Source organism: Bacteroidales bacterium (assembly GCA_018334875.1).
In the GTDB taxonomy this organism is placed as follows: domain Bacteria; phylum Bacteroidota; class Bacteroidia; order Bacteroidales; family UBA12077; genus JAGXLC01.
Window position 1 is genome coordinate 1 of record JAGXLC010000105.1, and the last position, 12,292, is coordinate 12,292.

8 protein-coding genes are annotated in these 12,292 nt (G+C 46.7%); 3 read left to right on the top strand and 5 right to left on the bottom strand.

Annotation, left to right across the window (positions count from 1 at the left end; genetic code table 11):
* From KGY70_10075 to KGY70_10085, 3 genes are all read left to right on the top strand, one after another.
* A partial coding sequence (locus KGY70_10075) for a glycoside hydrolase family 97 catalytic domain-containing protein (protein ID MBS3775524.1) occupies positions 1 to 1,481 on the top strand: 1,481 nt, incomplete at its 5' end.
* Positions 1,482 to 1,560: 79 nt separating this feature from the next.
* On the top strand, positions 1,561 to 1,788 hold the full coding sequence (locus KGY70_10080; protein ID MBS3775525.1) for a hypothetical protein: 228 nt from the start codon (positions 1,561 to 1,563) through the stop codon (positions 1,786 to 1,788).
* Positions 1,778 to 2,074, top strand: a complete 297-nt coding sequence (locus tag KGY70_10085; GenBank protein ID MBS3775526.1) for a type II toxin-antitoxin system RelE/ParE family toxin — start codon at positions 1,778 to 1,780, stop codon at positions 2,072 to 2,074. The genes KGY70_10080 and KGY70_10085 overlap by 11 nt, the downstream gene beginning before the upstream one ends.
* Positions 2,075 to 2,843: 769 nt before the next feature.
* Here KGY70_10085 and KGY70_10090 read toward each other — a convergent pair.
* The 5 genes from KGY70_10090 to KGY70_10110 form a co-directional block, all read right to left on the bottom strand.
* A complete protein-coding gene (locus KGY70_10090; protein ID MBS3775527.1) occupies positions 2,844 to 4,619 on the bottom strand; it encodes an L-fucose isomerase in 1,776 nt (591 codons plus the stop codon).
* A 676-nt stretch (positions 4,620 to 5,295) separates the two neighbouring features.
* The gene (gene fucK / locus KGY70_10095) at positions 5,296 to 6,765 is read right to left on the bottom strand and encodes an L-fuculokinase (protein ID MBS3775528.1); all 1,470 of its coding nucleotides are present in this window, start codon (positions 6,763 to 6,765) and stop codon (positions 5,296 to 5,298) included.
* Positions 6,766 to 7,153: 388 nt separating this feature from the next.
* The gene (locus KGY70_10100; GenBank protein ID MBS3775529.1) at positions 7,154 to 8,422 is read right to left on the bottom strand and encodes a zinc-binding dehydrogenase; all 1,269 of its coding nucleotides are present in this window, start codon (positions 8,420 to 8,422) and stop codon (positions 7,154 to 7,156) included.
* Between the two features lie 472 nt (positions 8,423 to 8,894).
* Entirely contained in the window at positions 8,895 to 10,868 is a 1,974-nt protein-coding gene (locus KGY70_10105; GenBank protein ID MBS3775530.1) for an SDR family NAD(P)-dependent oxidoreductase, read from the bottom strand.
* 12 nt (positions 10,869 to 10,880) lie between these two features.
* Positions 10,881 to 12,113, bottom strand: coding sequence for a hypothetical protein (locus tag KGY70_10110; protein ID MBS3775531.1), 1,233 nt, complete (start codon positions 12,111 to 12,113; stop codon positions 10,881 to 10,883).
* Positions 12,114 to 12,292: the final 179 nt, after the last annotated feature.

Here is a 12,292-nt window from a genome sequence, read left to right on the forward strand (position 1 = left end):
ACCAGGATCTGACGAGTTTTGCTGTGGCTGGTGAACCTGCCTTTTGGACTCCCAACGGGGAAAGAGCGAACATTGGCCCCGTTCGGGTTTCCGGGGTAAAAGAGCAGTTTACCCGAAATGAAGACTTTCAGACTCCCATGGTGTTTGTGTCGGATGATTCCTACTGTCTGGCAGTGCATGAGGCAGCAACTTATGATTTTAGTTATTCCCGGCTTAAATCAAAGGCTGAGAACAGGTTTCAGTTTGATATGGAAGCTTCCACCGGCAGTACTCATGCAAAAACTGCATGGCGCGTATTTATGATTGGAGATGATGCCGGTGAGCTCCTTGAATCCAATTTGCTGTACAACCTCAATCCTCCGTGTGCTATTGAAGATGTCTCCTGGATCAAACCTGGTGTATCGCTCTGGGACTGGCGGGCAAGAGGCGCACAGGTAAATGGGTTTACCTATGAGATCAGCCAGGAAGCATTCATGAGATATGTCGATTTTGCGGCAGAAAAAGATATTGAATATGTGCTGTTTGATGCCGGATGGTATAGCAAAAAAGGCCCGACCCATTCCAGGGAAGGAATGGATATGCCTGAGATCATTCGTTATGCAGAAAGTAAAGGAGTTGGGGTATTGCTCTATCTGGACCGCCGGAGCGAAGGCAATAATGACTGGGACCTTGAAAAGGTATTAAAGACCTGGAGCCAGTGGGGCGCTAAAGGAATCAAATATGGATTTTTGGGAAGTGAATGCGACGGGCGTCAGGAACTGGTAAAAAGAACCCGCGAGATTGTTGAGCTTTGTGCCAGATATGAATTGCTGGTGAACTTTCACGATCACCCTGTTCCGCCGGCCGGTGGTTCTCGTACATGGCCCAATCTGATCACGAGGGAATACTGCCATGCCCAGTCGGATGCCCGCCGGGCCTTTCAACCGGAAACATTTGTCACCTCCTCCATTGTGAACGGGATATCAGGTGCCCTGGATATGAACAACGGCTATTTTGAGTTGAATGGACTTATGGAACAGGGGCGTAAGGCTATCGGCGAGCCGGTTCCGTCAACTGTAGTGGCTGAGGCAGCAAGGGCATTTATTGTTTTCAGCGGTTTGGTGGTTATACCTGATCATCCGGATGCTTACCGGGCAAAGGCAGATCTGTTTGAATTTATTGCCAACATACGGGGAAGCTGGGATGAAACGAAGGTGATCCATGCCGAGATTGGCAAATACATCACCGTGGCCCGGCGAAAAGGGGACATATGGATGATCGGGTCTGCGACCAATGGAAAGGCCAGAGAAGTGGAAATTGACCTGGATTTTCTGGGTAAAGGCACGTATGAGCTGACCCAATTTTCAGACGGAGAAAACGCCTCTGCATTTGGGGATAAGGAGGATTACATCGTCAAAGGCAAGACCGTTCATGCCGGTGATACCCATCACTATAAAATGGCACCGGGCGGGGGACATTGTGTGTTGATACGAGAAAAATGATGGAAAGAGATAGAAGAAGAAAGAGTAAGGAAATTATTTTAATTCTTGTCAATAAATTATAATTTTGAAGAAAAAAGAAATGGAACGGGATACAATAAAACTGGAGCTGATAGAATGGCTTTCTCAACTTGATGATGAAGAAACCATTCAATATCTGAAAATTCTCAAAGATTCACAAGCAAAGGGCCAGGACTGGTGGAATGATCTAACAGAAAATCAAAAAAAACATATTGAAAAAGGACGGAAAGATATAGATGCAGGAAGGGTTAGGTCTCATGAAGATGTAAAGAAAAAGTATGAATTATAAGTTGTTCTGGACTGACGAGGCCATTCATAATCTCGAAGAAATTCTTGATTATCTCATTCATAATTGGACCCGGAAAGAAGTAGATCAGTTCAAACAAAATCTTAATAAACAGCTTAATTTGATTTTAAGCAATCCTAAAATGTTTCCTGTTTCAACGTATCATCCCAGATTAAGAAAGGCTGTTTTAAACAAGCGTATCACTATTTTTTATGAAATACGGGAAAATGTGGTTTATCTTGCATATATTTTTGTAAGCTATAGAGATATTGAAAATTTGGGTGAATAAATTACCCACCAAGTTCAAAATCTAAAAACCGAATAAATTCCTTGACGTGCTCTCTAAAAATCAAATGTGACATTCCAATTTTTCCAGGGATCCTCCTTTGTGCCGTTCCTGACGGAACCCCGTTTGATTTATTATTCCCTGACGGGATTCCGGTGAACTCTATCCCTCCGAATACCCGGGTTTACACCCGGGCCTACAAAGATATCAGGCCCACGGCCTTACGGACTAACTTGGACAAGCCAAAACCAGGATATATAAAATCACATGATAACATCTTGTTTTTTTGGCTTGTCCAAGTTAGGGTATAATGCAAATATTGAATAATATTATTATTTCACTTGTAATAGGATTTATATGCAAGATCAATTATGAGATGCAGGAAACCTATAAGTTAACACCAGCAGGAATCCCGCTTTGCGGGATGGCATCTTTGTAGCCCCGTATGGAGTGAAACGGAATGCGGGGTAAAGGTGATATGTGGGACCGGAATGCCGTAGGCATGGCATATGCTTCTATTCCGAATTTTGTTCCTTAACGGAACATTGCCAAATAAAACTACCCTGGCTCCAACAAGAAGCCAGGGTAGTTTCTTATTTAGTGTTTGTCCATAAAGTCAAATAGATTTGAAAGAGTCTTGGCTAGAATGTTCGCTGGCAAGGCTTGCGAGTTTTGAATGCCAGGAGTTTACTTAATGTAAATGACTGGCATGAAAAACGAGCGTAACGAAGCCAGCGGACATTATAGACAGACTCTATTTATGTTGAACCGTTTACTTATACATCCCGTACAGCGGGCCGTAATTTTTGCAGGCCCTGTAGTCCGATCCTTCGGGATCTTCGCCGAAAGCTTTCCAACTGTTGGGTCGGAAGATCTTGTTTTCTTCCACATTGTGCATGTTCACCGGTATCCTTAGCATGGAGGCCAGTGTGATCAGGTCGGCTCCGAAGTGGCCGTAGCTGATGGCACCGTGGTTGGCGCCCCAGTTTTCCATCACGGAATACACATCCCTGAAAGCCCCTTTGCCGGTTGTTCGTGGAACAAACCAGGTGGTGGGCCAGGTAGGATTTGTGCGTTCATTGAGCACGCTGTGAATCTTTTCGGGAAGCTTGACGCTCCAGCCTTCAGCGATCTGCAATACCGGGCCAATGCCTTTCACCAGGTTGATCCGTGCCATGGTCAGGGGCATCTCGCCCTCGGTCTTAAACAGGGATGAAAAGCCTCCGCCGCGGAAATATTCGCGTACGGCCGGTGGCCATACCGTATTGTCCAGGCATTTCTGGGCTTCCTCTTCGGTGATCTCCCAGAAGGGTTTCATCACCGGGTTGCCGTTTTCGTCCTGTTGCTGGGCGGTGGCATCCAGTGTGGTCGAACCCGAATTGATCAGGTGGATGATCCCATCCTGGGCTTTTCCGGTAAGATTTTTCCCGGATACCCGTTTAACCGCTTCGGGGCTCCAGAAGGTTCTCACGTCGGAAAAGATCTGGGCCCTTTTGGTCAGAAGATGACCGAACAGCATGGCTACAGCGTTGAGGCTGTCGTTTTCCGTGGCCACGATGTAGGGCTCGCGGATGCCGTTCCAGTCGAACGAGGAGTTGAGTATGGCTTCGGGAAAATCACCGTTGGGCATGTGGTCGGTCCATTGCCGCTGTCCCTGAAAACCCATGGCGATGGCGTTTCTGCCCAGAGATTCCTCTCCGTAGCCCATGTCTTTGAGCTTCTCGTTGCCTTGCATCAGGTCGCGGAAGATGAGGGTCATCTTAATGACGGTGTCCCATTCATAGTCTTTCCGCTCCTTGTCGGCCTGCTGGTCCGAAGCATTCGGATCTTCACCTTCCTTGAAGTTCTTGTTGACCCATTCACGAGCCTTTTCAAATTCTTCCTTGTCGTAGATGCCTTCATTAAGCCTGCGGTTGATCTCGCTCATATCGACAAACTCGGTACGCATGCCCAGGTAATCCTGGAAAAATTCCGGATCCACCATCGAGCCTACGATACCCATGGAGGTATATCCCAGGGACAGGTAGGATTTGCCCTGCATCTGGGCAACAGCCAGACCGGAATTGACGAATCGCAGGATCTTTTCCTGGACGTCTTCGGGGATACTGGTATCATCGGCATCCTGTACATTTCTTCCGTAGATGCCGAAAGCTGGCAAGCCTTTCTGAGCATAGCCTGCCAGGGCCGCGGTGAGGTATACGCCCCCGGGTCGTTCTGTGCCATTGAAGCCCCATACAGCCTTCGGACGCAGCGGATCCGCATCCATAACCTCCGTGCCGTAGCACCAGCAAGGAGTAACAGTAAGGGACAGTCCTACATTTTGTTCCTTAAATTGCTCCTCGCATTTGGCTGCTTCTGCCACACCGCCAATGGTAGTGTCGGAAATAACGCATTCTACTTCTTCTCCGTTTGGAAAACGGATGTTTCCTTTAATCAGATTTTCCGCGGCATGGGCAAGGTCCATCGTCTGTTTTTCCAGCGATTCCCTTACACCGCGTTCCCTGCCGTCAATAACCGGCCGGATGCCTACTTTGGGTAATTTACCTATTAGTCGTTTGCTCATAGTTCAGATGTTTTTGGTTCTGTTAATTATATTGATGATATATATGATACTAATCATTGGATGATAAAACATTGTTAAACTGTTCCATTGTTACATTGTTGTTTAAGGCTGAGGCTAAGGCGAAGGCTAAGAAAGACCACCAGACAGATTCTTTCCTGGAGGTAAGCATTGCGTCTCTGTTGCCGAGCCTGTAAATCAATTCCTACTGTTGCCTGTTTAAAAAAAATCCTTCTATTTACTACTTTTTTATCATTGTTTGTTATCCTTTTACTGCATTGCGCTCCAGTAATGTTCTGTGCCTTATTGTCACCGGGCAGTTGGAGCGCTCAGATGTTCGATGTATCATTACCCATCCGGCAGTTGCCGGACTGGGCTATTACTATATCACCCTTTCAGGGTTTACTCCACTGCCAGGGTAATATTTTATTTCCTATTGATTCCGGTACATAAGCCTTGCGTCTCTACTGTCGACTTTAGCCCACGTGCTTTGTCAACTGCATTTTGCTCCCGCAGAATGCGGGACCAACTGTATTGCTATATCTTATTTCCTTAAATTTGGTTCTGCAATATAGTAAGCTGCCAACTTATTTCCCAAACTCCAGTCAGACCCTCAAACTCCCGGACAGTCAACTCACTACTCACTACTCACTACTATTCCCTTCTATATGTATTCTCTGAACGTTTTCTCCAATTCCTCATATTTAGACATGTTCTCAGAAGGCTCCACAACTTCGGGGCGATAGTCTATCTGACTGCGGGCTTCCTCTGCATCCTTATAGATGCCTGCTGCTACAAATCCGAAGAGCGCGGCGCCCAGCACGGTGGTTTCCTTCTGGTCGATCAGTTGGATGGGTTTGTTGGTTACATCGGCCCGGATCTGGTTCCAGAGAGTGTTTTTAGAGCCCCCGCCCACACAGATGACCTTCGAGGCGGTGAAGCCGCCGGCCTGCTCCAGGGCATTCAGTCCTTTCCTCAGTTTAAATGACAAGGATTCGAGCCCTGCACGATAGATTTCTGCGCGGTTGGTATGGAGCCGCAGTCCGAATATGCCGCTGGGGTATTGGCTTTTCTCGGCCTGTACAAAATCCGGATTGATGCGTATGCCATTGCTTCCGGGAGCTACCTGTTCGGCTTCTCCGATGATCTTTTCGTAGCTTTCCACATCATCATCCCCTTTACGGTAAAGCATTTTCCGTACCCATTCCAGCGGCCCTGATCCGATCCAGTTCATTCCAATGGTGTATATGCCGGGAATGGCATCCAACTCGGTGGTGATGCCCATATCAAGCTGTTCTTTTCCGGCTGTAAAGTCATCGCTTCGTGTCATCAGGATTTCCCATGTACCTGTGCTCAATACCGGTTCACCCAAACCGGCTCCCGAGCCATAAATGGCAAACTGGGTATCGTGACCGGCCTCAAAAACGGTGGTGCCCTGTGGAATACCCGTTTCTTCCGAAGCCCTCGCAGTGACAGCACCAACTGCTTCGCCGGCCTCCCTGATTTCAGGGAACAGGGAAGGATCAATGCCGATGCTTTCCAGCACCTCTTTGGAAAGTTGTCTTTTTCTTGCATCCATAAGCATGGATGTTCCGGCCATCGTGCAATTGGTGACAAATTCACCGCTCAACCGATGGAGCAGGAGAGAGGAGAGGAACAGGAACCCGGAGGCCCGGTCGATCACTTCAGGCTTGTTCTCCTTCAGCCAGATGATCTTGTTGATGGTGTTCATACCATAGGGAAATACTCCGCATATACTGTATAGCTTCTCCCGTGAAATGTAACGGTCTATGTTTTCCATGACGGGGTGCGTGCGCTCACATTGCCAGGAGATGACGGGGTAGATCAATCTTCCGTCCGAATCAATGAAGGTGCCGTCAACACCGAAGGTAGTGACCGAAACCGCCGCAATGCGTTCATGATCAATCTGCGCAATAACTTCCCGGGAGGCTTTTGCCAGTTTTTGCCAGATGTCTTCTACATCCCAGATCAGTCCTTCTTTGAAATAAGGATCTTCAGTGGTGTCGTTCGGATAAGACTGTGAAGCTTCTATCTTACCGTACCGGTTGATGGCCATGGCCCGAACATTGGTCGCGCCGCAGTCGAAAATGAGCACAAGGTCTTTATTTTTCATAGGGCATAATATATTGTTATTCTATATATTTTTTATTTCAGTGCATAATTTGGGCTCTCTTAGCTACATAAGTTGGTCCCGCAGAATGCGGGAGCAAACCCAAAGCCTCAATTGCCAGTGAAATGCAATGGTTCCTAGTAAGTATATTTTTAAATTTCATATTCCATTTTTTCATTTTCAAAGCATAGATTCCGGGTCTGCCGCAGCTGGTGGGACTAAGACTGGAATGAACTGTAAACTAAAGTATACCTCCGAATACAACTGAATGACAACCAAATGACTATTTACCTCTGCCACCTGCAGCTACATCCCTTTGCTTTATTATGAATTTGCAGTTATAATAAATCCTCATGCTCACTGAAGCTATATGGCTTGCCAACTGCCAACTTTACTGTATTCCCGGTGCATGCTCCAGCAAATATTCCTCCGCTTCAACAGACCACAGCCCGTTGTGCTTTTCAACGATCTCATCCAGCTTTTTGAAAAGGGGTTCTTCTTCGCCTTTCTTTTTAAAATCTTCAATGGCTGTCAAATCCATTTCTATATTTGTATACATCAGCTTTTTTCCGCCGGGTATGTCAGGCAGATTTTTCGTGGTATCAATCACAGCGTTCAGCCCACCGATATGGGTGATCATGAAGGAGGGATTGATGCGGCCCTGTGACATCAGATCGAGGGATTCCTTCATATCATCGGTATTTCCACCGCTGGTTCCCACGATATGGGTGGAGGCATAGTGTACGTTATAGAAGTTGAATTCGGCGCTGAAATTTTTATCTGTAGGACCTGCAAAGAAATTGAGGCATCCATCCCTTCCAAGGAGGGCATCGGCCTGTTCAACCACCTGCCTGACCGGTGCAAAGACGAAAACGTCATCAAAGCCCGGTGCATCGATATGGGAAAGGATCTCTTCTTCCGGGTTGTCAATATTTTTGGTGTTGATGAAATACAGATCCACACCATTATTCTGTTTTACCTTTTCAGGCGGAAAAATCTGTTCTGCGTGATTTAGTCGTTCTTCATCAATATCGGTCACTACCAGCTTTCCGGGTCTGCGATCCCTGTTGATGCCATATTCAATGGCTCCAAGTCCCATGGGTCCGGCGCCGGCCAGCATGGCCATGTTGCCGTTTTCTTTGATGTCCATGTAATGTTGATATGAGCCTGGTTTGGTATGATAGGAAGCATGAAAAGCTCCTACGACGCAGGACATGGGTTCCGAGAGCGACGCCGGAAAGTATCCTTCTCCGGAATAGGGTAAGAGGCAGTTCATTTCCATTACCTCGGGGGGAATGACAATATAGGTGGCATCTCCGCCTGTATATTGGTATGAATAGCCCGGCGCATCCAAACTCCCTTTATAGTTAAGCGCCGGCTGGATGGAGAATTTCATGCCGGGCTCGAACTGGTCCTGCCATTTTTTGCCCACTTCAACGAGCTCTCCGCTGAATTCATGACCGATGATTGTCGGTCGGTTGTGAACGTCATCGGGCACTCTCTTGTGATCAGCTCCCTGTTTAACTGCCTTGTATGAAGACATGCAGAGGCTGTCCGAAACAACTCGGGCAAGGATTTCATTTTCTTTGATCGGAGGCAGTTCAAATTCCTCCAGGCGCAAATCGCCTTTTCCGTATATTCTTACTGCTTTGGTTCGCATGGCTCTATTTGGTTTGGCGTTATTATTCTCTTGATTTTTCTGATAAATGCCTGCCCGCAGCAGGCGGGCATGAATGCTTAAATGTGGCATAGAGCAAAGAGCAAAAAGTCCCGTGTTCCTGCCCCGCAGAAACGAAGTGAAGGCGGGGTCGGGTTGACGTCAGCATCAGTTTGTTGATAGCTCTCTTTTTAAGACCATTAACGATTGCCATTTTTCTTTCTATCGCTCTGCTGTTTTGTCGTGCTATCGTTCCTTCGTTCTATTGTGCAGTCGTGCTTTCTTGCCATCCTGCTGTCCTTCAAAAATCTCCGAGACGCAAGCCTTGCGTCTCTACTGCTGTGCCTGTAGCTATATCTCTGCCTAATGCTTAGTGCCTGCATACATAGGACAGCTCACTCACTACTCTCAACTCACTACTAATTTATTCATGCATTCTCTCATTCAATCATTCTCGCATTCAATCATTATTACCTCATTTAAGCATCGCCTGACCCCCCGTTACCGGAATCGCCTGGCCGGTTTCGTAAACCTGATCCATTACATAATATACTGCCTTGATCAAGTCGTCAACCTGGCAGCCCCGGCCGGCTGGTATCCTGGATTCATAGTGTTTTTTTACATCTTCGATGGTTTTGGCGCCGGGCACCTTGCCTGCTTTCAGGTACTGCACGAACAATCCCTCCTCCGGGTCGGACCACAACGGCCCCTCAAAATAGTTGCCCGGACAAATGGAGTTCACCTTGATCCGATAAGGGATCAACTCAAGGGCAAATGACTGGGTGAGCCCAATACCGCCGAATTTGCTTCCGGCATAGGTAAAATTCTTCTTGCTACCCACCAGACCCGATTTGGAGTTGATCTGGATGATGTCCATGAAATGGTTGTCATGATATTCCGACTGGAGTTTCATGACCATGGAAGCCTGCTTTGCGGTGATATAATATCCTTTGTAATTCACCCGGGTAATGGCTTCGAAGGTATCGGGGTCCATCTCATCCAGTCCGCCTGCTTTCAAAATGCCTGCATTGCTTATCATCAGGTCGAGGCCGCCGAATTGTTTTACAGTTTCGAAGATGCAGTTCCCCATGGAAGTATCGTCAGAGACATCGGCCTGCACAAAGGCAACCTGGTTTTTTATATCCTCACTGTTTAATTCTTCCACCAATTCTTTGCCCTTTTCCTCTTTAATATCGGCAATAACCACGTTGATTCCCTTCTTGAAGAGCCTCCGAACGATGCCTTCACCAAAGCCCTGAGATCCTCCGGTTACAATGGCAGTTTGATGTTTTACAGGAGACGTTCCCTCTTTTCCTTTGGCAAGCGCGTGCCGGTATTTTTCAGCTTCCCAGTTTTCTATGAAGGCAATCTGCTCTTCCTTCATGAAGTTTGGGCCGCCAAAGTTCTCTGAATAGTGGCTTATCTTGATGAGATCTTCATAGATGTCCAGCACGGTTTCGGCTGATCTGGCCTGATCATCCACAGAAATGATACCCAGGTGTTTGATGAGTATGATTTTGGGTAGCTGACCATGCTCTTCACGGAATGCTTTTAGCTTCTTCTGAAAGGTTTCCAGTATCTTATCCGGATCATTCCCTTCATTGACGTAAAGATAGTGAGATTTGCAGAAGACAATGATGTCGGGGGTGAAGGGGTGGGCTATCTTTTGAAATTGTTGCTCATCTTCAAGATAGGATTCGATCAATGAATTGTTGCGGATATTCAGCACCTTCAAATCATCCTGAGAAAGCATCATGCGCATGGCCGGCAGTATTTCTGTTATGTTTTTGCTCACGGGACGTTCAGAAGCTTCCGGTTTGGTGGTAACTTCTTTTTCAATGGCATTCATCACTTCATCATAAAGCTGACTGATCTCCTCAGGGGAGTCGGCACTGACAAACAACCCGTGATTCTGGATGAAGATCAGTTTCGGATCACAGTTATGTTGCTGCCGGTAACTGTTGATTCCCTGTTCGACCCGCTTAAAAAGCGTATAGCCGGGATCGGTATATTCGATGTACAAGGCCTTGTCCGCAAATAATTCCTTTGTTTTGGTCTCTGCCTGTTTGCTACATAGCAAACCATTAACCAGTGTGGGGTGGGTATGAATGATGTAAGCATATTCAATAAGGTTGTGCAGGCTGGTTTCTACCGACGGCCTTTTTTCGGTACCAGCCTCTGCGATGCTGGCAATCAGATCATTCTTGACCTCCTTTTCGCGTTGCTGGGGATCGGAGCTGTAGGTTTTCGAGCTGATCTGGTCCAGTTGTTTCCTCGATAGCTTGAGCAGATCCGATTCCTCCAGTTTTCCCATAAAAGATCCGCTGGCTGTGATCCACAGGTAATCTTCGTTTTTGAATGAAGAATTGCCGCCGCTGGCAATGACATAATCTTTGTTGTTGCCGTAGTATCTTGAGAGTTGGATGAGGTTGTCAAGTTCTTGTTGCATATGGCTAAAAAATTATTTTGAAAGAAATTCGTTGATTACCGCTTTCCCCAGATGAACAAAATCTTCCTTTTCCTCTGGTTTGGGTTCATGATTGGCTGAGAGGAACCCTTCCTGCCCCTTTACCTTCTTGTACTGATGGGCCGCTATAACCGCAGCTCCTTCAAAATTGACATTTTCCAGCTCGTCGCCCAGCGGTACATCATTCCGGCAGGTAACCGTTAAGGGTTTTAGCGCCGGAGTGTTATGCTCAGTACCAAAGGTAACGATAAAATTTCGTTCGTTAAAAAATTTTACAAAATCATTGAGTACTTCAAATGAATTGCGGCCGGGTATGAGTTCAATGCAACCCACATTGAATTCCCGCAGGTAATCGTACATGGCCTCCCAGTCTCCCTCAAAATCCGTGAATTCACCCTTTTCGTTATCGAGAAGCACAGGATAACAGGGAATACCGCCTGCATCAATGATGATGTCCTTGATCTGTTCCAGATTGAGGAATGCATTTTCATCCTCAGGTACAAAAGCCTTTCCTCCCTTTTTCAGGAGGTTGTTCCGAATCTCGTTTTGTACCGCTGGTTTGTCGGTCATGTCAGCCTGGACTTCCTTCCCTTCAAACATCTTTGTCAGCATGGATTTCATCTCCTCATCTGAGGCCGATGCCTGGGAAAGTTTATCTTGTATTGCTGTTGCAATGTGGCGTTCCCGAAGCATTTCCCTTGCATAATGCTGTTTCAGCTCATCAAAATCCAGTTTTACGGGTAGGCTCAGTTCCCCGAAAAAATCATTGACCAGGACCACCATCTTTTTTAACTGCTCTTCGCTGTGGGCTTTTACCCTGTTAAGCAGACCAGCATTTTGATCGCTCATGCTCACGGGGTAGGTGAGCCCTTTGCCAGTAAAGTAGGCTCTTCCCGGATTTTTGGGGTCATTCACCCGCATGTTCTTATCCTGAAAATCCCTGAGCAACCCGATGAATTCTATGTTGAACAGGGGCATGATCTTATGTTCTCCGGCAAGTTGATGAAATTCGTCATAACCTGCGGTGGTATAGAAGTCATTAATCCCCAGTACCGATATGTCTTCTTCCTTTGCCATCTGAAAGATCTGGGAGATATTTTCAAAAGCGCTGAAAGAATATGGGGTGTGCAAGTGGTTGTTGACCTTGTAATGGCTTCGGAATTCTTCCGGTTTGTGTTTCTTTACCAATTCCTCTTCCGTTGAAAATTGCTGTAAAATGTTCTTCATAATTCTTTTCTGTTGGTTTTACTTTTAGGTCTCAATAACGAAATACCTGCCCGCAGCAGGCGGGCTTAAATACTGTAATCTTGCATAGAGCACAGAGCATAGAGCACAGAGCTTAGAGCATAGAGCTTAGAGCATAGAGCAAGAAGTCCCGCGTTCCTGCCCCGCAGAAACGATTCCCC